Annotated in this window: 19 protein-coding genes; 10 read left to right on the top strand and 9 right to left on the bottom strand. The window is 67.0% G+C overall.

The genetic code is table 11. The features are described from left to right. Positions 1–129 precede the first annotated feature (129 nt). Both Ssi02_RS18350 and Ssi02_RS18345 read left to right on the top strand, forming a co-directional pair. Positions 130–594, top strand: a complete 465-nt coding sequence (locus tag Ssi02_RS18350; RefSeq protein ID WP_204027019.1) for a MaoC family dehydratase — start codon at positions 130–132, stop codon at positions 592–594. A gap of 61 nt (positions 595–655) precedes the next feature. Further along, entirely contained in the window at positions 656–1,060 is a 405-nt protein-coding gene (locus tag Ssi02_RS18345; protein WP_204027018.1) for a hypothetical protein, read from the top strand. A 39-nt stretch (positions 1,061–1,099) separates the two neighbouring features. Here Ssi02_RS18345 and Ssi02_RS18340 read toward each other — a convergent pair whose 3' ends face one another. The 3 genes from Ssi02_RS18340 to Ssi02_RS18330 all read right to left on the bottom strand — a co-directional run bounded on the left by Ssi02_RS18340 (position 1,100) and on the right by Ssi02_RS18330 (position 5,472). Continuing rightward, the gene (locus Ssi02_RS18340) at positions 1,100–2,626 is read right to left on the bottom strand and encodes a dolichyl-phosphate-mannose--protein mannosyltransferase (protein ID WP_204027221.1); all 1,527 of its coding nucleotides are present in this window, start codon (positions 2,624–2,626) and stop codon (positions 1,100–1,102) included. Positions 2,627–2,896: 270 nt separating this feature from the next. Beyond that, positions 2,897–3,265 carry a DUF742 domain-containing protein gene (locus Ssi02_RS18335; protein ID WP_239129017.1) on the bottom strand — a complete coding sequence of 123 codons (369 nt, stop codon included), beginning with the start codon at positions 3,263–3,265 and terminating at the stop codon, positions 2,897–2,899. Continuing rightward, positions 3,262–5,472: a sensor histidine kinase gene (locus Ssi02_RS18330; protein ID WP_204027016.1), complete on the bottom strand. Its 2,211-nt coding sequence runs from the start codon at positions 5,470–5,472 to the stop codon at positions 3,262–3,264. Before Ssi02_RS18330 ends, Ssi02_RS18335 begins: the two co-directional genes overlap by 4 nt. Positions 5,473–6,213: 741 nt before the next feature. On the opposite strand from Ssi02_RS18330, the gene Ssi02_RS18325 reads away from it, so the two are divergent. The 4 genes from Ssi02_RS18325 to Ssi02_RS18310 all read left to right on the top strand — a co-directional run bounded on the left by Ssi02_RS18325 (position 6,214) and on the right by Ssi02_RS18310 (position 8,721). Next, positions 6,214–6,513 (top strand): hypothetical protein, encoded by a 300-nt coding sequence (locus Ssi02_RS18325; RefSeq protein WP_204027015.1) that lies wholly within the window; start codon positions 6,214–6,216, stop codon positions 6,511–6,513. 288 nt (positions 6,514–6,801) lie between these two features. After that, positions 6,802–7,686 (top strand): DMT family transporter, encoded by an 885-nt coding sequence (locus Ssi02_RS18320; RefSeq protein ID WP_239129016.1) that lies wholly within the window; start codon positions 6,802–6,804, stop codon positions 7,684–7,686. Continuing rightward, positions 7,683–8,306 (top strand): GntR family transcriptional regulator, encoded by a 624-nt coding sequence (locus Ssi02_RS18315; protein ID WP_204027014.1) that lies wholly within the window; start codon positions 7,683–7,685, stop codon positions 8,304–8,306. The genes Ssi02_RS18320 and Ssi02_RS18315 overlap by 4 nt, the downstream gene beginning before the upstream one ends. A gap of 97 nt (positions 8,307–8,403) precedes the next feature. Continuing rightward, positions 8,404–8,721, top strand: coding sequence for a hypothetical protein (locus tag Ssi02_RS18310; RefSeq protein WP_239129015.1), 318 nt, complete (start codon positions 8,404–8,406; stop codon positions 8,719–8,721). Positions 8,722–8,793: 72 nt separating this feature from the next. Here the strand turns inward: Ssi02_RS18310 and Ssi02_RS18305 are convergent, their stop codons facing one another. Further along, positions 8,794–10,482 (bottom strand): CBM96 family carbohydrate-binding protein, encoded by a 1,689-nt coding sequence (locus Ssi02_RS18305; protein WP_204027010.1) that lies wholly within the window; start codon positions 10,480–10,482, stop codon positions 8,794–8,796. 289 nt (positions 10,483–10,771) lie between these two features. Between Ssi02_RS18305 and Ssi02_RS18300 the strand changes: the two genes are divergently transcribed. The 4 genes from Ssi02_RS18300 (at position 10,772) to Ssi02_RS18285 (ending at position 14,783) form a co-directional block, all read left to right on the top strand. Then, entirely contained in the window at positions 10,772–12,193 is a 1,422-nt protein-coding gene (locus tag Ssi02_RS18300; protein ID WP_373870168.1) for a sugar transferase, read from the top strand. A gap of 273 nt (positions 12,194–12,466) precedes the next feature. Then, a complete protein-coding gene (locus Ssi02_RS18295) occupies positions 12,467–13,768 on the top strand; it encodes a hypothetical protein (protein ID WP_204027006.1) in 1,302 nt (433 codons plus the stop codon). Between the two features lie 25 nt (positions 13,769–13,793). Next, positions 13,794–14,243: a PssD/Cps14F family polysaccharide biosynthesis glycosyltransferase gene (gene pssD / locus Ssi02_RS18290; protein ID WP_204027004.1), complete on the top strand. Its 450-nt coding sequence runs from the start codon at positions 13,794–13,796 to the stop codon at positions 14,241–14,243. Between the two features lie 3 nt (positions 14,244–14,246). After that, complete coding sequence (locus Ssi02_RS18285; protein ID WP_204027002.1) at positions 14,247–14,783, top strand: glycosyltransferase; 537 nt, start codon at positions 14,247–14,249, stop codon at positions 14,781–14,783. 76 nt (positions 14,784–14,859) lie between these two features. Here the strand turns inward: Ssi02_RS18285 and Ssi02_RS18280 are convergent, their stop codons facing one another. The 5 genes from Ssi02_RS18280 to Ssi02_RS18260 all read right to left on the bottom strand — a co-directional run bounded on the left by Ssi02_RS18280 (position 14,860) and on the right by Ssi02_RS18260 (position 22,627). Then, positions 14,860–17,643 (bottom strand): fibrinogen-like YCDxxxxGGGW domain-containing protein, encoded by a 2,784-nt coding sequence (locus Ssi02_RS18280; protein WP_204027000.1) that lies wholly within the window; start codon positions 17,641–17,643, stop codon positions 14,860–14,862. Between the two features lie 218 nt (positions 17,644–17,861). Next, positions 17,862–18,761 (bottom strand): sulfotransferase, encoded by a 900-nt coding sequence (locus tag Ssi02_RS18275; RefSeq protein WP_204026998.1) that lies wholly within the window; start codon positions 18,759–18,761, stop codon positions 17,862–17,864. A gap of 47 nt (positions 18,762–18,808) precedes the next feature. Beyond that, positions 18,809–20,371: a lipopolysaccharide biosynthesis protein gene (locus tag Ssi02_RS18270; RefSeq protein ID WP_204026996.1), complete on the bottom strand. Its 1,563-nt coding sequence runs from the start codon at positions 20,369–20,371 to the stop codon at positions 18,809–18,811. After that, entirely contained in the window at positions 20,368–21,684 is a 1,317-nt protein-coding gene (locus Ssi02_RS18265; protein ID WP_204026994.1) for an O-antigen ligase family protein, read from the bottom strand. The genes Ssi02_RS18270 and Ssi02_RS18265 overlap by 4 nt, the downstream gene beginning before the upstream one ends. Positions 21,685–21,694: 10 nt before the next feature. Beyond that, positions 21,695–22,627 (bottom strand): glycosyltransferase family 2 protein, encoded by a 933-nt coding sequence (locus tag Ssi02_RS18260; RefSeq protein WP_275410706.1) that lies wholly within the window; start codon positions 22,625–22,627, stop codon positions 21,695–21,697. Positions 22,628–23,030 lie beyond the last annotated feature (403 nt).

Genomic DNA, 23,030 nt, shown 5'->3' with positions numbered 1-23,030 from the left:
GTCTCAGTTAAGCGGCGGTGGCGCTCTCAGGGCGAGGAGGCCGCAGGTCGGCAGGGGTGCGGCGGGATTTGCGGATGGAGGGCTGTGCGGGACAATCGTGCAGGTCTGTGAGCTAGGAAGGATGGCGGCATGCGAGTTTTCGAGGATCTTACGGCGTTCACGGCGGCCAAGGGAGAGCACCTGGGCTACAGCGAGTGGCACCAGGTGACCCAGGAGCAGGTGAACCTGTTCGCGGACGCGACGGGGGATCACCAGTGGATCCACGTCGATGCGGAGCGCGCGGCCGAGGGGCCCTTCGGGCAGACGATCGCGCACGGGTTCCTGACGTTGTCGCTCCTTCCGGTCCTGATGCTGGAGATCTTCGAGGTCAAGGGCATCAAGATGGCGGTCAACGCGGGGCTCAACCGGGCGCGGTTCCCGAAGCCGGTGCCGGTGGGGGCGAAGGTGCGGGCGGGGGCGGAGCTCGTCGAGGTGCGCGGCACCCCGGCCGGCACGCTGACGACGCTGAGGATGAGCGTGCTGCCGGAGGGGGAGAAGCGGGGGGCGTGCATCGCGGACATGTTGCTGCTGCTGGTCCCCGAGGACGCGCAGTAGAAGGGGCACGACGGCTGCGCACGGCTAGGCCGTGAGGTAAAGATTGATCTAACCTCGGGGTGTGGACAGCGCCAGTCAGGGAGCGGCCGATCTGCTTATGGGGCTCGGTCGGGCCGCCGTGCGGTTCGGCGAGATGGGGCAGGTCGTTTACCAGGCTCACGCGCCGTTTGTGCGGTGGGAGCCATACACCCGGCTGGCGGTGTCGGCGGTGGCCGTCGGCATGATGTTCACGTTGCCGGACGGGGGCGGGCTGGACTTCGAGGTCACGGTGGTGGCCGGGGAGACGGGGTTCCGCGTCGAGGGCGGGGTGACACTGGATGGCGAGAGCCTCGTGCGCTTACCGGCGGTGGAAACGGCCCATGTGCAAGAGTGCCTGGCCGCACTCGGCACCCATGTGGACAAGGTGACCGAGCCGGCGGGGCAGTTGGTTGGGGAGCGGTTGGAGGCACTGCAGGAGGTCGACTGACCGGCGGTCGCCCGATCCAGGAGATGAGGATGCCGGGGCTCAGATCCAGGAGTCGAAGAACATGCGGCTGTGCCACTCGGAGTAGGGAATGGTCTCCGCCGCCAGCACCGGATAGAGCCACCAGAAGTTGACCAGGGCCAGCAGCGCCACAGCGCCGATGACGGCGGCCGCCCAGGGGCGACGCGGGGACACGGGGTCCTTCCTCCCGAGGAGGAGGCCCGCCATGAGAGTCAGAGCGATGATCATAAAGGGCACCATCGGGACCGCATAGAACAGATACATGGTCCGCTGCTCCGCGATCGCATAGTAGACCCACGGAAGCCAGCCGGCGGAGTAAGCCAGGACGGTGGCCCCGGCGCGCCAGTCGCGAGATGAGAAATACCAGGCGACCGTGGCGACCAGCGCGATGATCGCGGTATACCAGATCACCGGAGTGCCGGTTTGAAGCACGGCCTGCGCGCATTGGTCGTCGCCGCATTTCTGCAGCGGCGGATAATGAAAGGCCACCGGCCTGATGAGCAGCGGCCACGTCCACGGCTGAGAGCTGTAGTCGTGGCCGTCGGTCAGATCGGTGTGGAAATTCAAAATAGCCGCGTGATAGCTCCACAGCGAACGCAGCGAGTCGAAGACGAAATACGGTGGCCCGGCGCTGAGAGCCTGGTCCCAGTTTCTCCCGTAGCCCCGCTCGGAGAGGAACCAGCCGATCCAGGACAGGACATAGGTCACCACAGGCACCACTCCGAGGGCGAAGGAAGCCCCCGGGAAAATGCGCGACAGCACGGCTTTGTACGGCGTGGCCAGACCCGCGGCCCGATTGGCGCCCGCGTCCCAGAGCAGCGACATGAGGGCGAAGGCGGCGAGGAAAAAGGCGGCGTTCCATTTCACCGCGCAGGCCGCGCCGAGGCAGAGGCCGGCGGCGACGCGCCACCGGCGCATCGTGGGGGCGGGCCCAAGTTTGTCTTGGCCGCCCGCGCTCCGCCAGTCGGCCAGCCGCCGGCGGTATCGGTCCCGGTCGACGACCAGGCAGGCGAACCCCGCGAGCACCCAGAACATGAGGAAGACGTCCAGCAGTGCGGCCCGGCTGGCCACGAAGTGCAGGGCCTCGACGGAGAGCAGGAGCCCGGCCAGGCAGCCGAGCATGGTGGAGCGGGTCATGCGCCGTACGGTGCGGGCGAGGATGAGAATGGACAGCGTGCCGACCAGGGCGGCGGCGAACCGCCAGCCGAAGGGCGTCATGCCGAAGATCGCCTCGCCTGCCGCGATCATCCATTTGCCGAGCGGCGGGTGGGCGATGAAGAGCACGCAGTTCGACAGGTCCTCGGGTGGACACTGCGTGAAGATGTCGGTGTTTCCGGCGATCAGCCGGTCGTTGGCGATGGGGTCTTTATCGGTGTCGAGAGTTTTCTGTTCGACGCCGAACTGTGTGAAGGCGTAGGCGTCCTTCGCGTAAAAGGTCTCGTCGAACATGACGGAATGCGGGTCGCCCAGCCGGACGAAGCGTAGATATCCCCCGAAAATGGTAACGATCAGGGGCCCGAACCATCCCCATAATGCGCCGCCCCCCATTTCCGGAACAAGCCGGGCGTGAAGTTCGGTGCGAGGTCGAGGTGCTGGGTTTTCCGTGCCGCGGAGGAAGCGGAACGGCAGTCCTCTCGTAGCCATCAGATCATGCTAGTGGCCACTCGCCGTGGTTTGCGCGCATTGATCTAAATGCGTTATTTCACGCCATGTGACCGGGAGGGGCCTGGCCTACGAAGCTGACGAGGCCCCACCCTTTCGCCCCACCATGTCAGTCTCGGCGTACTGGGGAAGCCGTACACCGAGGGGTGGAACGTCTCACAAGGCCTTAAGTCCGCGGAGCACTTCACGCAGCAGACGCTCCTGGGGGAGCTGCGCGACGGTGGCCGGGGGCCTGATGGAGATCAGGCCCCGTTCGCGCAGATCGCCTAGGAGGACCTGCACCACACGGAGCGGGAAGCCGGATTCGGAGGCCACTTCGGCGATGGAGGACGGCACGGAGCAGGCCCCGAGCACCCGCAGGTGCTCGGGGGCGAGCCCGTTGACCCAGCTCACATTGCCCGCGGGAGTGCGGGTGACAATCGAGATCAGGTCGAGTCCGGTCCCGGTGGGGCGGGTCCGCCCCCGCGTCATCGTGTAGGGACGGATGATGGGGCCGGCGTCGTGGTCCATCCAGCGTTCGTTCACGGGCCCTCCTCCTTTTCGGCCCGCCGCCATCCGTTCTTGAACGAGGTCAGCAGGGTGTGTGACGGACCGTCGCCGTTCTCAGCCGAATTCTCCTTGGGCGGTGTGCCGCCCTCTCCCCCGGCGTCCGGCACCACGAGGGGGGCGAACATGCTCGGCTGGGCGCTGAGATGCCGGGGCTGCCCGCCGTTCCCGCTGCTCTGGCGGCCTGAGCCGTTCCGTGCGCGAGGCCGGCCTTTGCCGGGGGTCTTCCGCACCCGCTTCGGCAGCTCGTTCTCGCCCTTCTCGGTGGACTGCGACTGCGGCGAGGGGGATTCCTCCGGCTGCGTCACGAGCTGGGCGGGGAGGAGCACGATCGCCGTGGTTCCACCGTACGGCGAAGGCCTGAAGGAGACGTGGATGCCGTGGCGCTGGGCGAGCTTGCCCACCACGAACAGACCGAGCCGGTCGCTGTCGGCGAGGTTGAACTCGGGAGGTTCCGCGAGACGCGCGTTGAAGACGTCGAACTCGGCCGAGGTCATGCCGAGACCCCGGTCCTCGATCTCAAGCACGTAGCCGCGTGCGACGGACTCACCCCGCACCTGCACCTGCGTGTGCGGCGGGGAGAAGATCGCGGCGTTCTCCACCAGTTCGGCGATCAGGTGGACCACGTCGGTGACCACGGAGCCCACGAGAGCCGGCCCGGTCGGCACGTTGACGGCGACCCTGAGGTAGTCCTCGACCTCCTCGACCGCGGCGCGCACGACGTCGAAGAGCATGACGGGGTTGCGCCATCCGCGGCCCGGCACCGACCCCGAGAGGATGATCAGGCTCTCGGCGTGGCGGCGCATACGCGTGGTCAGGTGGTCGATGGCGAAGAGTTCGTCCAGTGTCTCCGGTTCGACCTCCTTGCTCTCCATCACCTCAAGCATGGAGAGCTGGCGGTGCAGCAGCGACTGGCTGCGGCGGGCGAGGTTGAGGAAGACCTTGTTGACGCCTTTGCGCATCTCCGCCTGGCCGACCGCCGCGTCGACCGCGGTGTGCTGCACGGAGGCGAACGCCTCCGCGAGGCTCGCGATCTCCTCGGTCGAGCCGGGTTTGATATCCGGTGCCTCCGCCGCGACGTCAACGTCCTCGCCGCCGCGCAGGCGGGCGACGATGTTCGGCAGCCTGCGCTCGGCGAGGTCGAGCGCCGCCGACTGCAACCCGCTCAGCTCGCCGATCAGCCTGCGGCCGAAGCGGACCGACAGGAATATGGAGGTGGCGACGGCGATGAGGCCGAGGCCGCCGGCGACGGCGATCTGCAACAGGATGGCGGTGGCGAGCGGTGTGGAACGGTCGGTGATGACCTGGCTGCTCTCTCCGCTGATCCGGTCGAAGGTGTCGGCGAGGTTCTTGGTGGTCGAGTCCCAGGTGAGGGCCTCGGGCGGCAGTGGTTCACCCGGTTCCACGCTGCTGACGACGGCCTTCTCAATGGCGGCGAACTGCTGGTAGTCGCGGGTGTTCTGCACCCTGACATAAGGTACGCGCAGTTCGTCGTCGAGCTGTCGGAAGCCCATGGTGTACAGGAGGGCGCGGTTTGTCACCATGTCCCGGAAGGCGGCGTGCTCTTCAGGTGTCATGGTGCCCACGGCCACCGCGCCCGACAGAAGCGCGGCCTGCTGGCTCAGGACCTCGCGGCTGAGCCCGATGAGGTTGGCGGCCCTCGTCTGGTCGACGAGGTCGATGTCAGGTGAGATCCGCATGTGATCGTAGACCTGGAAGGCCGCGTTGATGACCGCGTTGTAACCGTTCAGGGTCTGCATGCGGGTGTAGTTGTCGGTGTCCACCCGCGCCCTGATGTCGGCCAGACGGTCGGTCTGCTCCATCAGTTCGTCGAGTCGCTCTTGCATTTCGAGGGGGAGGTCGGCCCGGCCTGCCTCGGTCATGGCCTTCCGCTCAAGGTCGTGCAGAGCGATCATCGTGGTGTTGCGTTGGGCGTCCAGCGCGGTGCGGGGCGCGGACTTCGCGCTGAGGAAGACCAGCGAGTCCATGCGTTCGTGCTGGAGTGATGAGGTCAGGGCGCGCACGGGCACGATGACGTCGTCGTAAACGGTCTTGATCCGTAGCAGTTCCTGACCGCTCCGGATGGTGATCGTTGCCGCGAACCCCCAGATCGCCACCAAGGAGACGATCGGTATGAGGAGAAGTGCGGCGATTTTCACCCGGATGGGGCGTCTGCGACGGCCCATGGCCACCTCGCATTCCGGGTATGACGGATATCTGGCGAAACAGTAGCAACCTATGTGACCGGCCACTAGAGGGGTATCCAAAGCGATGACATTTCATAGTGGGTCGGTCGCTTCGGGTGGGGCCTGGGTGGTTCAGGGTTGACCTGATTCCATGACCCGGCTTTTGGGGCCGGTGTCGTGCGGGAGCGTGTCCAGAACGGGGTTCATACACGCCTATCGTGGTATTTGTCGGGGATTCGAGTCAGTGAGCGAGTAGCCGACCGTCACGATCCCCCTACTCGCCCCGCGGTTCCACAACCTCGGCGTCCACCGGGATGACGGCCAAGGGGGCGATGATCCGACCATTGGACGATCCGATCGTTCTGCTACGTTAAGTAATCATAATCCTGCGTTAAGCCATGCTTTGGGTTGAGGCGAGTCAGTGCCGCGATTGTCGTAGTTCGCGATCCTCATGAAACGCCCCCCAATCCGCCCAGAGACGTCTCTTCGTGATGTGTTGGGGCGAGCTTTCCGAAAAGATCTCGTATCCCATTTTGTATCCAACGTGGGGACAGTTGGGGAATGGAACCCAGTAGACCTTGAACGCGTCTTGATGTGTAGAGAGTCTTCTTCGCCCCGTACGACGAGTCGCCGGCCGAACACATTTGGTGAGTGACCCGCCGCTCCGGAGTCGACGTCGCGAGACCCGTCGCTCGCGAGGCCGCAGAAGAACTCCCGGCAAACCACACGAGGGAGGCTCGGATGACATCCGTTCCGGAACTGGTCGAGGCGGAGCTAGAACGTGCCGCCGAAGCGGCCAGGGTGCGGGGGGCCGAGTTGGAGGCCGCCGCTGCCGTCCAACTTGTGAGGTATTCGCCGTCCACTGTGACGGCTGAGGTGGACGACGGCGCCGCTCACGTCGAGTTCGCCATGGTGGACGGGGCACTCACGTGCTTCTGCACCTGCCGGGCCGGCAGGGCCGGTGAGTTCTGTGCCCATTGCGTGGCCACGGCGCTCGCCGCGCGCCGCTGCGTCAACCGCAACGGCCAGTCCAAACCGTAAAACCCGCACACCACATCTCAGGGACGTCCGGAGCCGCCGGCGCACGACGACAGCGCCGTCGGCTCCGCCGTGTTCCGGACCCGGGAACGCCGCATAGGCGACTCCACCGCATCCAGGGCGGGCGAGCGTCACAGCAGACCCGGGCCGGAGGGCGCCCGTGTCGGCTTGTCCAGGCATGCGCGTTGCCGCGGCGGACCCGGGCCGGAGAGTGCCGCGCCGGGGGGAGACGGGGGCGACCTTGTGCCGACGACTGGACGAATCTTGTCTAGTTGTCAGACAATCCCTCCTGTGACGCGCAACGGCCCCCTATTAGTGATCGCCGCCGCCATGCTCTGGGGCACGGCGGGTACGGTCGGTACCCTCGCCCTCCAAGCCGGAGTGGAGGCCGAGCCGCGCTCCCTGGCGGCGGTGCGGCTGTTGATCGGCGGCGGCCTGCTCGCCGCCCTGGCGGGCGCCGCAGTATGGCGGGTGGCGCGTCGCCATCCGGTCGCGATCGCCACCTCGGCCGCCGCCGTCGCGGCCTACCAGCTCTGCTACTTCGCCGCCGTCGCCAAGACCGGCGTGGCCGTCGCCACGGTGGTCGCGATCGGCAGCGGCCCGGTCTTCACCGGTGTGCTCTCCTACGCCGTCGACCGCGTCCGCCCCACCGGGCGCTGGGCTGTCGCGACGGTCGCCGCCGTCGCCGGCAGTGCCGTACTCATCCTCAGCGGGGACACCGGATCGGGGAACGACGTCGTCGGCGGGGTCTCGCTGGCGCTGCTCGGCGGACTTGTCTACGCGTTCTACGCAGTCACCGCGGCCCGGGTGATCGCCCGCGAAGGGGACTCGAACGCGGTGATGGGGGCGATGTTCGGCGGCGCGGCGGTGTTCATGTCGCCCGTCCTGCTGTGGACCGGCAGCTCGTGGCTCCTGGACACCGCCGGGCTGACCGTCGCGCTCTATCTCGGCCTCGCCACCACCGCACTCGCCTACTTCATGTACGGCAAGGGCCTGCGCTCGACGCCGGTCGCCTCCGCGGCCACGCTGGCGCTCGCCGAGCCGGCTGTGGCCGCGGTGCTGGGCTTCGCCGTACTCGGCGAGAGGCTGACCGCGGCGTCGGCCGCCGCGCTGGTCCTGCTGGGGGTCGCTTTGGTCGTGGTGGCGCTGCCCGAGCGGGCAGAATCTACCGTGTGACCCTTCCCCTGCGTGCCGTCTCCGCCGTCGCGGCTCTCGCCGACGCACTGCGCGCCCGTGTGCTGTCCGGCGACATCGCCCCCGGCACCTCACTGCCCGAGCAGGAGCTCGCCGCGGCATACGGCGTGGCGCGGCCGACCGTGCGTGAGGCGCTGGCCGTGCTGGTGCACGAGGGGTTGCTGCGGCGCGAGCGCAACCGGAGCGCCTATGTCCCGGAGGTCACCGCGGCGGACCTGGCGGACTTGATGTTCGTGCGAGCGGCGCTGGAGGACCTGATGGCGACGGCGTTGTGCGGCACGCGGGTCGAGGCGGCCGAGCGGGCGCTTGCGCATATGGCGGCGCTGCCGGCCGACGCGCCGTGGTCGGAGATCGTGGCGGGGCACATGGAGTTCCACCGGGCCTTGATCGAGGCGGTGGGGAGTCCGCGCCTGGAACGGCTCTACGCGGTGCTCGCCGCCGAGACCATGCTGGGGATGGTGCGCATGCGTGGGCTCTATGGGGATCGGGAGGTGCTGGTGGCCGAGCACCGGGCGTTGCTGGAGGCCATCGTCCGAGGTCCGATTGAGGCCACGAGAGCCGCTGTAGCCTCTCATCTCGACCATACGTGGGGCGACGTTTAAGCGCGTCTCTTGCACCGACAGGCCAGAAGTCGTCACAATCGCGCCCATGCACGGCGATCCAGTGCCGGACACCTATGTATACGTAACCGAGGAAGGCGTGACCCGTCACTACGCGGACGGCAGCGTGGAGGCGCTCGCGTGGGAGGACGTGGTCGAAGTCCGGGTCGGGGGTGATTTTGAGGTCGATGTGCACTACATCCTTCTCGACCGCGATGGTCAGGGATGTGTGGTGCCTCGCTCCGCCACCGACGCCTCTTTTCTGACCAGGCTCCGCTATCTACCGGATTTCGATCTCGACAGGCTCGCGGTGGCGGTCGAGCGGGTGGGGGAGGAGGAGCAGGACCTCGACGTCGATGTCGTGGTCTGGCGCAGCCCCGACCCTCCCACACCTCTGCCCGATCTTGAATATGACTGAGGGAGACGACCCATCCCCGTGAGGCGCATCCGCGTGCGGATGTTCACCTCACGGGACCGCGTGTGCGCCGGATCAGTCGTCGGTGTTGAAGTATTGGTCCATGCCGCTCAGGGCGTAGCCCCGCCAGCCCTCTTCGGTGAGGGTGTAGGGCATGTTGGGGCGGTCGAAGTAGAGCACCGCGCGGATCTTGGGCAGTCGCTTGAGGTCTGCCGCCATGTTCTTGAAGTACGCCTGCTGGCAGCGCTTGCCGAAACCGAATTCCATGATGCCGTAGGTCTTGTTACGAGCGCCTTGCCCGAGGAGACCGGCTTCCAATCGGTTGTAGAAACGGCCGAGGGTGCCATAGGCCGACCCGTGTGAGCAGCCGTTGTCGTAAGGGTCCCAGGAGATCCAGTCGACATACGCGTCGCCCGGATAGGACTCGGTGTAAATCAGATCGTCATTGGCGAAGCCACCCACCACATAGTTCCACGTGACGTTTGTGACTCCCTCCTTGACAAAAAGATCATGGATGTGTCGCCACATCGCCCGGTAACCCGCCAGCCACTCCTTTCTGAGCGGGGTGTTCCCCATCCATTCGACCTGGCTATCGATTTCGCTGGAAATGTCCAGGATGAGGGGGCTCGGGAATGCTTTGATCTTTTTCGCGATGGCCCGCAGCAGAGGGTCGAACCGGCCCGAGGCGACGTCGCGGGGGTGGAACCACTCACCGGTGAAATCCGTGGGAACGTTCGAGCCCGTGAACTTGACAGGCTTCGGCAGCGCGATGCCGTTGAACGAGGTGGGGCACTTGCCGAAGCATCCGCTGTCGAAAAGCAGGAAGAGGTCCCGGTCGCGGGCGAGTTCGGCGTCGCGCTTACTCGGCCAGCTCACCGTCTGGTTCGGCGGGGTGCCGATGATCTGGGAGAAGCTGTAGTAGCGCCGGAAGGCGTCGAACCGTCGCGGCACGGTGGTGGAGTTGAGTCGCGTGCCTTCGTGGACCGTGATGTCGGCGTTGCCCGACCGGTAGAGCCCCCAGAGTGCGCCGTCGCCGGGGCCGGGGGTGGGTCCGGCGGTGGGTTTACCCGTGGGCTGCGTGGTGGGCTTTGTGGTCGGCCCGGGAGTCGGGACGGTGGGTTTGGGGGTCGGCCCGGGGGTGGGCACGGTGCCGCCACCGCAGTCGGTCTTGTAGTTGATCGCGAGTTGGGGCGGCCGGTTGACCTGGCGGTTCTCCCGCGAGGCGAAGTCGAGGTGGGAGGTGCCCTGGTGGGTCACGGTGAAGGAGACCTCACCGTTGGCCCGGACGGCCTGGGAGACGTCGAACGCCGCCCAGGTGTTGCTCTGCAGCCCTTGGGCCGTGTCGAGTGCCTGTCCCACTGTGGGCCTGCTCGCCCACAGTGTGCCTTCGTTCCAGCTTCCCTGGCCCACCCGGCTGACCGTGGTGACCTCGTTGCCCGCGGTCGCTCTTCGCGGCCACAGGCGAAGCTGGGCGGTGATGTCACATGCCGCCGGTGGGAGGTTGGACACGGCGAACTTCAGCAGCGTACGGCGCTGCCCGCTCGACGTGCCCGTGCGTAAGTGCCACTCCTTTCCCTTGGCGACACGCTGATCGTGAGTGGTGACGTAGGTGTCCTCGCTCGCCGCTACCGTGAAGCCGGGTGCGGCCACGCGTTGTTCGGCTTTGGCTTCGCCCTCGGCGACCACTAGGGCCGCGACGTTGACGAGAGCCGTTGCGGTGACGCCCACGATGAGAAGACTGCGGCTGGCTCGCATTGCGCTCATCATCCTCACCTAGAGACTCATCGTGTAACTCCTTCGGGGCTAAGCATGGCGCACTACGTAGATCTCCACCTGTCAAGTGATGAAATGTCACGGCATTGGCCACATGTGGACGTTTGGAGACTCTTTACACCAAAGTCATGATCATTCTAGGCTCACGAAATAGGTCTGACAGGTTCGCGTTTGCGGGACAACCCGATGGGCGGATGGGGCGTCTGTTAGGCGTGGGGTGGGAGATCTTGATCGCGAGGCGAGGATGACCGCTGTTGCCGACGGAGAATTCCGTACGGATGTGTCCCGCGCGCCCTGGGACCACAATGAGTGGGAGCAGGGCTACGTGCTCAGTGCCGTTCTGGGCGATTTCGCCTGCTCAGTAGTGGCATTTGGTGGTCTCATAGCGATTCGCATGCTTACGTCCGTTTTCTACTGGCCGGAGCTGCCGCTAGGAGTCCTGCTTATTCTGTTCTGGCCGCTGGCGGTAGCCTTCGCCGGCGGCTACGAGTCGCACCGCGTCGGGGACGGCCCCGACGAATACCGCTCCGTGCTACGAGCGGCGGCCGCGATGGCGTCGCTCGTCGCCATCGCCGCCTATGTCACGCAGACGCCGGTCGCACGCAGCTACGTGATGATCGGCTTCCCGCTGCTCGCGCTCGTCGGCCTGCTCTTCAGGTACGGCTTGCGCAAGCGTCTCCATCGCCGCCGGGCCAAGGGCGAGTGCCTGCGGCGCGTGGTGGCCGTCGGCCACGCCGGCAGCGTCGCCGATCTCGTGCGCCAGTTGCGCCGAGAGCGCTACCACGGCATGCAGGTCGTGGCCGTCTGCCTGCCCAGGCTTCCGCTCGACTCGGAGGAGGGGATGGTCGACGGTGTCCCGGTCTACGGCGACTTCAGCGACGTCGCCGAGGTCGTGACGAAGGTGTCGGGCGACGCGGTGGCCGTGCTCGCCTGCCCGGAGCTCGACGGGATCGCGCTGCGGCGCATGGCGTGGCGGCTGGCCGAGACCGACACCGATCTATTCATGGCGTCGGCGCTCACGGACGTCGCCGGTCCCCGCACAAGTGTGCGCCCGGTGGCGGGGCTGCCCCTCCTGCACGTGGAGCACCCCGATCTGTCGGGCACCCGGCAGAACATCAAGGGTGCCTTCGACAGGTGTGTGGCGAGCCTGGCTCTTCTTCTGCTCTCCCCGCTTTTATGTGCGATCGTGCTTATGATTCGGCGCACGAGCCCGGGTCCGGCGCTTTTCACCCAGATTCGAGTGGGCAAGAACGGGCGCGAGTTCACGGTGTTCAAATTCCGCACCATGGTCGTGGACGCCGAACGTGTCAAACGTGATCTCGCGGCGCTGGACGAGGGCAATGGCGTGCTCTTCAAGATGAGGAACGATCCACGGATCACCGGGGTAGGTTCGTGGCTCCGGCGTTATTCTCTCGACGAACTCCCCCAGCTTCTCAATGTGGTGCGCGGGGATATGTCGCTGGTCGGGCCGCGTCCGCCGCTCCCGGCGGAGGTCGCGCAATACGGCACCGATGTGCACCGCCGCCTGGTGGTTAAGCCGGGCATGACGGGACTGTGGCAGGTCAGTGGGCGTTCGGACCTGTCCTGGGAGGAGTCGGTGCGGCTGGATCTGCGCTACGTCGAGAACTGGTCCCTCACGCTCGACCTGCAGATCCTGTGGAAGACATGGGCCGCGGTGATCCGCGGCACCGGGGCGTACTGAGGCTTATCAACCTCTTCGATGGCGCAATGGCGTTGGCGGCCCTTGGGGGCTCCGCCGCCCTTGCGCCATCGCTGTCCCTTTCCTCCTGGTCGGCCGTACGCATCACCCGTGGAAAGCGGCACCGTGGGTGAAAGATGCCCATAAAGGAGAAAGTGGTTGGCTTAAATTCAGTTACCTACTATGAAGTAGCTGAAATCACGCTATGCCCAAAGTTGGGTGATTATTCTAGGGATGCCGGTTACACGGGTGTCACAACCAGATGGTGGGACCTTCTTGCGATCGATGAGTGACGACGGCCAGGTGCCTGCGGCCGAGGCGAGTGAAGCACTGCGCGCACTGATGGGCCAGCTCTGGCTCCCCCCGGAACCCTCGGGCGAATGGCCGGTCCGGGTGGCCTTCGACCACGTGCCGCCCGATTACCGGGCCGTCGAGCGTTACGGCGTCACCCCCGACCCGGCACGGGCGAGGTTTCTGGTGCCCGTGGCCGGCAGCACGTCGGCCGCGGCCTCCGTGAGCCGCTACAACGGGCTACGCCCCCCCAAACTACGACTCTCCCGGGCACTGCTCGGGGCCGGATATCGCACCGGGCTCGCCCAGCTGCTCCTGCGCCGCCGCCTCGTGGTCTCCCTCCACGCGGACTTGCCAAACCGCCGCATCCCCGAGTTCGTCCCCACGGCTCACCTGGGCGGCATCCTCGGCGGGGCCCTGGTCGCCGGCATCAGCGTGCGCGAGCCCGACCCCAACCTCAAGCCGATCCTCCAGCTCTTCCACCGCGCCGACGGCAAACCCGCGGGTTTCGCCAAGGTCGGCTGGAACGACGCCACACGCACCCTCGTCACCCGCGAGGCGACATCGATGAACCTGGTCGGCGACGCCGTTCCCGTGCGGGTCCCGCGCGTGCTGCACCACGGCCCCTGGCAGGGCCGGATGATCACGGTCGTCGAGCCGCTGCCCCAGGGAGTGCGCCGCCACCCGGACCCCGACCAGCCGCTCGACCCGAGCATCCCCCTCGGCATCGCCGAGAGCACCGGCACCTTCACCAAGGAACTCGCCGACTCCACCTACTGGCACGAGCTCACCGACCAGGCCGCGGCGATGGCCTCCTCCGGCGCTCTCGGCGAGGACGTGCGCGCCACCGCGAAGGCGATCACGGCCGCGATGGACCGGATCGAGGCCGACCACGGCGTCACCCCGCTGCGGTTCGGCCGCTGGCACGGCGACTGGGCGCCCTGGAACGTCGGCCGGCACGGCTCCGACCTCTGGGTGTGGGACTGGGAACACAGTGCTCCCGCCGTACCAATCGGCTTCGACCTGATCAACTGGCGCTTCCAGGTGGCGGTCGCGATGCGCGGCCTCGAACTCGGCCAGGGCGTCGCCGACGCCTTCAGAGCCGCTCGCGAGGAACTGCCCGGCGTGGGTGTGCCGCCCGAGGCGAGAGAGCTCGTGGCCTGGCTCTACCTCTGTGAGATGTTCGTGCGCATCTGCCGCCTCCGGGCCGGCGGCGGTGGATGGCACGCCCGGATCTTCCCTGAGTCGATGCTCGGGGTTCTTGCTGGACTGCGTGCTTCGGCGTGAGACCGCGCCGGGAGAAGGTGGCCTCGTGAAAGTGCTTTTCGTCTGCTCGGGTGGTGGCCACCTCGGGCAGCTCTACCGCCTGCGTTCGTGGTGGCAGGGGGAGGATCGCCACTGGGTGACCTTCAAGCAGACCGACGCGCTCTCCCTGCTCGCCGAGGAGAAGGTGACGTGGGCCTACCACCCCACCACCCGCAACATCCCCAACTTATTACGCAACCTGTTCCTCGCCGTACGGCTCCTGCCGACCTATCGCCCCGACGTGATCGTGAGCACCGGCGCCGGCGTGGCCTACCCGTTCTTCCTGCTGGCCAAGCTGTTCGGCAGCCGCACCGTCTACCTTGAGGTCTACGACCGCATCGACACCCAGACCCTCACCGGCAAACTCTGCTATCCGCTGTCCGATCTGTTCCTGCTGCAGTGGCCGGAACAGCGGGAGATCTACCCCAAGGGCGTCGTCGTCGGGCAGGTGATGTGACCCATGCCCGCATCCGCCTTAGTGCTGGTCACGGTCGGCACCGACCACCACCCCTTCACCCGGCTCATGGACTGGATCGAACGCTGGCTCGACGGCATGCCGGGAGAGGTGCGCTGCGTGGTGCAGCACGGCACCTCCCGCCCGCCGCGCGGCGCCGAATGCCACGACATGCTGCCTTACGACAAGCTGCAGGCCCTCCTGCGCGAGGCGACGGCGGTCGTCTGCCAAGGTGGTCCCGGCGGCATCGTGGAGTGCCGGCAGGCCGGGTTGCTGCCGATCGTCGTGCCGCGTACGGCGAAGCACGGTGAGCACGTCGACGACCACCAGGTGAGGTTCACCCAGGTGATCGCGGCCCGCCACCACATCGCGCTCGCCACCGGCGAGGACGAACTCGTCGCCCACCTCAACGCCGCCCTGGCCGACCCCTCCCGCTACCGCGCCGAGCACGACGAGAGCGCCACCGAGGCGACAGCCGTACGCTTCGGCGAACTCGTCTGCGCACTCGTCGCCCGCCAGAAGCGAGGCCCCTTCCGCAGATGACACCGCCCCTTCGGGGAGAACGCGGAGAAGCCCCCGAGGTGAACACCTCGGGGGCTCCCTTGTAGTCGAGGAGGCGCTACGGCAGCGTCGCGTTGATGTTCATCGCGAAACTCAGGTCGACACTCCACTGGTTGTTCTGGTGCATCTCCACCGCGATCGTGTTGTTCCCGGCGACCAGCGCGGAGGCCGGCACCGTGAAGCGCACGGGGGTGCGTTCGTCGGCGTTGGAGGAGTAACCCACCAATGCAGGGGTGTTGTGAGCGATGGGACCTGCCGGGAGGTTCGTCCGGCCCACCTCGACCCCGTTGATGTAGACGACCGCGCCGTCGTCGCGGATGAGGTCGATCAGCAGCTCTTCATACTGCGCGGGGTCGGCGACGTTCAGCGTGGTGCGGAAGTAGGCGGTCCAGTGCCGCGGCGTGGTGCCCTCGGGCAGCGTGGTCGCCTCGTCGCCGTCGCCGTAGCCGAGCTCGCCGGGGCCGGACGCCCAGCCCGAGTCGTCGAACGAGGTGCCGGTCCAGGCGGTGCCCAGGTCGACCCCGTCGTAGACCCACTTCCAGCTCGCGCCGTTCTGCATCAGGTTGGCGGTGGCCTGAACCTTGAGGACGGGGGAGCTCGCCGACCGGTTGCCGGCGTCGTCGATGGCCCTGACCCAGTATTTGTGGGTGCCCAGCGGGTCGCTGTCGGTCCAGCTCGTGCCGCCGGTCCTGGCGATGACGCGGTCGTCGCGCAGGATCTCGTAGTCCGGCGCGCCCGAGGAGTCGTTCGCGGCGTTCCAGGCGAGCTGGTTGCCGCCGGAGGTGCCGGTCAGGCGGAAGTTGCCTGGTGTGGTCGGCGCGGTGCTGTCGGTGCCGCAGAGCCGGCCGAAGCCGCCGAGCCACTGGTAGCCACCGGACCCGCTGTCCCAAGAGCCGCGGTTCATGTCGCCGCCGAACCAGAGGCAGCCGTTGTCGTCCTTCAGCAGCTCCCAGGGGCCGTCGCCGCGGCGGGAGTCGATCGACGGGGCGAAGTTCGGGAGGTACTTACCGGTCTGCGCGTCCCAGGCGCCGATCCAGAGGATCTGGTGGGCGTTGGACCAGCCGGTGGTGTTGTCCCAGCTTGAGGCGTCGTTGAAGACGAACTCGGGGCAGTGGCAGGCGCCGTAGATGATGCCGTTGATCTCCTCGGACGCCTGCAGGTCGCCGCCCTGCCTGGTGATGTGGCCGGCGACACGCGTGAGGTTGTCACGGGTGTAGACCTGGAAGTCGTGCTCGGCGCCGCCCATCCAGACCTTGTCGCCCACCTCGCGGACGGTCTGGCGATAGTCGCGCGCCTGCGCCGCCGTGCTGGGCAGCCAGTTGCCGAGCCCGGGGACCAGCGCCGCGGGGGTGGCGGTGCTGATGACGGCGAAGCTGTTGGCGGGCTGGCCGTTGACGTTGGAGAAGCGTCCGCCGAAGTAGACCCGGTCGCCCTGCGAGCTGGCGTCGAGTTCGATGACGTTGGCGTCGAAGTGGGGGGTCCAGTTGGCGTCGGGGCGCCCGTCGGAGACCCTGACCCGCGCGGCCGCGACCGCCCAGACGGGGCTGCTCAGCGGGTTGCCGCCGCTCACGTGGTTGAACCCGCCGCCGATGTAGATCCAGTCGCCTTGGCGGTCGAGGGCCTTGACCTTGACGGGCAGTCCGCCGGCCCTGGTGAAGGTGGTGCGCCAGCCGGGCACGACCGCGCCGGTGGCCGGGTCGAGCGCCGCCATGCCGGCGGTGTTGGGCTCGCCGTTGACGTTGGTGAACTCACCGGCGATGACGACCTTGTCGTCGAGTGCCTGGATGTCCCAGACCTGTCCGTCGAGCTGCGGGAGGAAGCCGGACCGCCACTCACCGGTGGCGAGGTCGAAGGCCGCGAGGTATTGCTGGTTCACCTTGTCGGCTGGGGCGGGATTCGGGCCCTTTTGCACGTGGGAGAACTTGCCGCCGACGTAGATCGTGTTGCCGAGGATGCCGAGCGACTGAACCTCGAGGTTCTCCTCGCCGACGCCGCCGCCGACCACACCGGTCACGCCCCAGGAAAGGGGGGTGGTGGCGTTGCTGACCACCGGGGGCACCGTCGTCGCCGCCGTGCCGGTCTCGGGGATCGCGTCGTAGGTCGCGCTGGTGATGCGGGGGCGGATCCACACCTGGGTGAAGGGGATCGGGTGCCCCTCGGTGGTGTTCTGCCACAGGTAGCTGGTCGCCGAGGTGGAGGCGCCCGCCATGGTGGAGCCGTAGCTGAAGCCCTTCTTCCACCCGTGGTTGTTCCACTCGTAGGTGAAGATCCGCAGCGGGCCGTTCTGGAAACTCCAGTCGCGCGTGTTGCCCGCGCCGTAGTTTACCCCGTTGACGGTGACGGAGCTGAGCCCGTGCCGGGGGTTGGCGTCGAAGGTCCACGACCAGGCGTCGCGGTTGGCGAACCGCCAGCGGACCTCCTGCCAGGAGGTGCCGGTGTTGTTGGCGGCGCGGCGCAGCCGCACGCCGTCCTGCAGCGCGTCCACCCGGGTGCCGCCGAGCAGGGCGTCGACGGTGTCACCTGGCAGGGCCGCCGGAGCGAAGGCGCCGGTTCCCGAGGGGGAGTTGCGGATGACGCCGGGAGTGCGCTGCCCCGGGTAGTAGAACGTCCAGCCCTCGCGGCCACGGCCGAGCAGAACCCAGCCACCGCCGTCGGTGGTCATGTCGCAATAGAACTGCTGCGGGGCGATGAGCTTGGGCGTCTGGAGCCAGTAGACGCCGTCCGTGCTCGTGGGAAAGTCCTGCTTGATGGCCCAGCACGACAGGCCGGCCTTGTCGCTGGAGGTTCCGTCGCGGGCGACGGCGGCCTGTGCGGGTGCGGGTGGGGTGGCGACAATTGCCACACTGCTCAATAAGACGGATAAAGCTAGAGCAATGACGGCACGTCGAAGGGCGGACATGTGCTTCCCCCCAGGGAAAAAGGTGAATAGGGCCGATTGCCCGGATCAGATGCCGTGCACGGGCGTAGGGCCCCCCGATCTAAGTGAGGCAAAAGCTAACGTATGTTTAGTGCTTCCGTCAATGTGCCTCGGGGGATTTACTTCCTCTTGTGAGGAAACTGTCAGGATTCCCAGGGAAATGTCTGTTCGAGGAGCTCCGACAGCGCCCGGTTGTGCGGCCGGTAAAACTCGGTGAGCTCGGCTTTGGTTTCGGGATTCATGGGCGGGGCGGGGATGTAGTTATGCCGCTCCGCCTTCGGAAGCTCCCAGGCCGGCAGGCCGAGAAAATCGATCACGCGGGAAAAGGTCGCACGCTCGTCACGGTAAAGGTCCTCGGCTGCGATAATCAGGATGTTCTCACGCGGGAAAAGGCCGAGCCAGCGCTCGACCTGGGGAAGGTAGACGCCCCGGTCGCGATAACTGTGATAATCGTGGGCCTCGCTATAATAATACGGATCGGCAGCCATTTTCTCGTGTTCGCCGAGCATCCGGTCCGCCTCCGCGGCGAGCGCCTCGTCGAAGGTCAGCGGCTCGCCGCCTTGGTTCGCCCGCTCCCAGTAGTGCGAGTAGGCACGCTTCACCGGGTCCCGCAGTGTCATGATGATCTTCGTGTTGGGCATGCGGTCGAGCACCCGCTGCGCCACCGGCGGATAATACATGTAATACGGGCACGCCTCACCGGTCAACGGGCGCACACCGTATTTTTTCTCAAGTCTGTCGAGCTGCGCCTCTGTCGCGAAATGTGAGCGATACCACGCATCGCCCTTGGCGTAGTTCACGTAAAAGTACCAAGGGCTTTTGATCTCCCGGGACTCCGGATACATCGGCATGACCATCGGGTGCTGCACCAGATAGTTCCACAGGGAGGTGGTGCCCCCGCGCTTGGTGCCGATGATCAGAAAATCCGGTAGATGCCGCTGGCTAGCGGTTTGTACGGCATAAGCCCGCGTGGCCGCGTTGGCCATATCCTTGGCCCAGCGCGGGGACACATCCTTCACGCGGGCGCCCAGCCTCCGTGACATCATCACTCCTAGTCAGGTTTCCCGAAATGACGATTGCTTTATCCGCTTTACTTCCGCTTGCGGATGGCTTGAAGAAGTTCGTCGACGTGCAAGGATCTCCGGCCACGCCACAACGTCAGCCCGAATCCCGCACAAGCGACCACGAGATATGCGGCGAAAGCCCCTCCGGTCGGCTCGGCCGTGATCCGGAAGACGACCCCCACCACGCCGAACCAGAAGACAGCTCCCAGCGCCGGAAGCGCGAAGGTCCGCAGGCCGAGACGCAGGCGCAAGCCGTACCTCACCTGGACGGCCGCGGCGAGCGTGTCCACCAGATAGGCGGCGGCCCAGGCCACCGCCGCGCCCTCGATGCCGTAGACCGGCACGAGCAGCACGTTGAGCACGACGTTGACCGCCAGCGCCGCGATCTTGTTGTAGAGGCTCCACGAGCTCTTGCCGCCCATGAGCAGCACCGTCTGCACGTTGCCCGCCGCCAGCACGATCAGCATCGCGAGCGCCAGGATGGCGAGCGCGCCGTCGCCGCCGGTGAAGTCCTCGCCGAACAGCGTGAGCACCACCGGGCCGAAACACGCCAGGGCGAGATAGAGCGGCCACGAGGCTGCCACGACCCACCCGGTCGCGACGGCGTTGAGCCGTTCGGCGACCTTGTAGTCCTTTGTGGCCAGCAGCGCCGCGATCTGCGGCGCCACCGCGATGCGGGTCGCCGCCAGCACCAGGGTGCCCGAGGTGATGAAGCGGCTGGCGGTCGCGTAGACCCCCGCGTCGTGGTTGGAGACCATGGCGCCGACTACAAGCACGTTCAGCCACACGATGGCGATCTCGATCGTGGCCGCCACGCCGCGCGCCGCGGAGAACCCCCAGAACTCCCGCAGCACCGGCCGCTCACCGGGCTCGGCGGGAGGGTCGGGCGGCGCGCCGGCCTCCGCGCGGCGGAGCAGCCGCCAGAGCACGAACACCGCCGCGAGGAACGTGAGGCCCACCGGCACCGACCACGCGAGCATCACCGCGCCCGAGCCGAGGCCCAGCGCGAACACCGCGAGCGCCAGCACCGGCCTGGCCACCGGCATGGCCACGTTGATGACCGTGTAGGCGGTCAGATCGCCGAGACCGCGTGTGCCCGACAGCGCCACCTGCCGTCCCGCCGACACCGCGAGGAACGGCGCCGCGCAGTAGAGGAACAACACCGCCACGTCGTGGTAGCGGGGTTCGGCGAACAGCGAGGCGAGCCAGGGGGCGAGCGCGACGACCGCGGCCGCGGTGAGGGCGCTCAGCAGCAGCACCGGCACCATCGCCGACACCACGACCTTGCGCAGGGCGGAGATCCGGCCGAGCGCCTTGAGCCGCGCGGCGGTCCTGACCAGCCCGGTGTCCGCCCCGAGTTCGGTGATCTCGCTGAGGATCATGAAGATCGCGACGACGATGAAGAAGACCCCGGCCTCGGCCGCGCCGAGCGTGCGGGCCACCACCAGGGTGATCGCGAACCCGGCGGCGGCCGACAGGATCGACCCGGCCAGGGTGACGAGACCCGTCTTGGCGAAGGTCTTCAGTTCTTTGCCGCTCCCCTCCTCGGAGGCCGGCGCGGCTGTGGGCGTCGTCTCGGGCGCGGTCACCGCTGGCTCACCTTTGCGGAGGGGGATAAGGAGGAATGTCGTATCTCACGCAGGGCAAGAGCGCCGGCCAGGAAGATGATGACGAGCTGCGTGCTGTCCAGGCCGTAGTAGAAGATCATGAACGTCGCCATGGCCGGCACGACGTGCAGCCAGATCAGCCCGAGCTCCACCCTCCTCGTGCGCCACGCGAGCAGCACCAGGAAGGACGTGTAAAGGATCAGTGCCGGGAAGCCGAACGAGAACATGATGTTCCAGAACTGTCCCTGCGTGCCCACGGAGACGCCGATGGTCAGCGAGGGGCGTGGAGCGCCCCACCCGAGCAGCGGAGACTCAAGGGTCCGGGTGAACGCCTCGGTGTAGATGCCGACCCTGTCGTCGTTCGACCCGCTGACCTCGGTGCGCGAGGCGATGGAGTCGACGACTCCGGTCAGATAGGCCACGACCCCGCCCACAGCCATCACCCCGGAGATGGCGATGAGCCCGCCGATCTGTCCCCTGGCGGCGTATCGCAGCGCGGCGTAGAGCAGGCCGACCCCGACGGCGACCAGCATGCCCCGGTTAAGGGTGGCGAAGGCCGGGACGAACGAGGCGGCGCCCAGCACCGCGAGCACGACCCGCTGCTTCGGGGAGGCGCCGATCCGCATATAGAGCAGCACCAGCGGCACCATCAGCGCGTAGTGGCTGCCCCAGGCGTTGGTGTAGGGGAAAGGCGCGCTCGGCCGTACGAACGGCTGATCGGCCCCCCAGATCTCCTGCACCTCGGCGAACTTCGGGAAGAGCAGTGACGAGACCAGCTCGTTGGAGGTGATCGACCCCGGCAGCAGCCGCCCGATCGGGGTGGTGAAGGAACCCTCGGGGAACAACACGCCGAGATAGCCGCCGACGATGACGAAGGCCCAGAACACCACGACGAAGCCGGTCATCCTGCTCACCGGCAGCCGCTCGCGCGAGCTGTTGTAGACGTAGACGAACACGATGGTGGCGCTCGCGTACGCCATGATGCGGAACACGGCTCCGATGAGCCGCGGCGCGCTGTCGAGCTGCGTGCTGGCGAGGATCATGGCGAACATGAACAGCAGCCACAACCCGAAGCCGCGGGGCACGACGGTGTGCCCCCGCCGCGAGAGATAGCGAACCATGGGAACGGAGACCATGGCGCCCACAAACGGCGCCAGGCCGATCACCCACCACAACGGATACAGCACGAAGAGGGCCTGCAACGGCCACACCGGCAGTTCCCGTTGCCGCGCCGCCGGCGCGGGGGAGTTCTTCCCTTGACCCTCGGCTGAGGGCGCTATCTGCACTGCGTTCACGCTCGAGGTCTCAGATTCCTCTTCCGCGTGCGTTCAGGGCGCTGAGCACCCGTTGCCCGCTCGTCAGCCGCCCGGCGATCAGGAACGCGAGATAGGCGCGCCGTTCGCGGGGGTTGTGCTTGACCGCGCGCCAGCCCCACTCCCGGGCGTCGGCGTAGTTGCCGGCCGCCGCCTGGTAGAAGGCGATCTGGCCCTCGATGCGGGCCAGTCCGTGCGGTTCGGTGGCGAACTCGGGGTGTTTGTCCAGCAGGTGGGTGAGCGCGTCGGCGATCATCGGGAAGCGGCGGGAGAAGAAGGACCCCTGCCAGTTGATCGCCACCAGGGGTTCCCGCACGCAGTGGATCGGGCCCAGCTTGGCGATGCGCAGCAGCAGGTCGTAGTCCTCGGCGTAACTCCCCGGCAGGTCTTCGTCGACCGGCCCGACCTGGTCGACCAGCACGTCGCGCTTGATGATCAAAGTGGAGCCGTTGAGGGCGAACACACGATCCTTGAGCAGGTCCTGGAAGGTGACGGGCCGCTCGGGCCCGTAACGGGGGCTGGACGTGCCCTTGCAGCGGATCTCGATGCCGGTCCCGGCGGCGACGCCGCCCGCGGTGGCGAGGAGTTCGACCTGTGCCCGCAGTTTGCCGGGTAGCCATTCGTCGTCGTCATCGCAGAAGGCCACAAACTCGCTCTCTGCCATGGCCACACCCGTGTTGCGCGAGCCCGCGAGCCCCGGGGTGTTGGCGTTGACGGTGGTCTCATATGTACGGCCGGGCCGGGTGGCGAGGCCGAGTTCCACCGGCTCAGACTGGTCAAAAACGACAATTACCCGTATATCGCCGTCATATTCTTGATCAAGTATTGCGGTGACGGCTCTGCGGAGAAGTTCAAGGCGATCCCGGGTGGCGACCACGACCGTGACGGAGGGTGTGGAGGATTGGGGGGAGAAAGACCCGTTCAGTGCGTTGCTCCTTTCTGGGAGACCGCGCCGCTCTAGGCTAGGCTCGCTGGCCAGTTGTGGTTTTTCGCCCCCCTCTGGTAGGGGTAGCGATCAAACTTCATCATTATCCGCGACGAGGACGATAGGTGGTCTTTCGGTGCGTGGAGGCAGGATCCTCGTATCCTCACTTTCCTTAGGTTGTGTTCTATCGCTTTGCTCACTTCTCCCATTCGCCGCAGTCGCTCACGCCTCCCCGGTCACCGGGACGGAGCCGCCAGAGCGTCTCTTCGACATGGCGGACGACCGCATCGCTGAGGCCAGCGGGCTGGTGGTGAGCGGGGACGGTGAGCGTTTCTACACCATCCCTGACGCGGGAGGAGCCGCCGAGGTGTACGCGTTTGACGATAAAGGTGAAACTGTTGCG

It is taken from the genome of Sinosporangium siamense (genome assembly GCF_016863435.1).
GTDB lineage: Bacteria > Actinomycetota > Actinomycetes > Streptosporangiales > Streptosporangiaceae > Sinosporangium > Sinosporangium siamense.
Note: the sequence above shows the minus strand (reverse complement) of the source record. Positions and strands in the feature narration are given on the sequence as shown.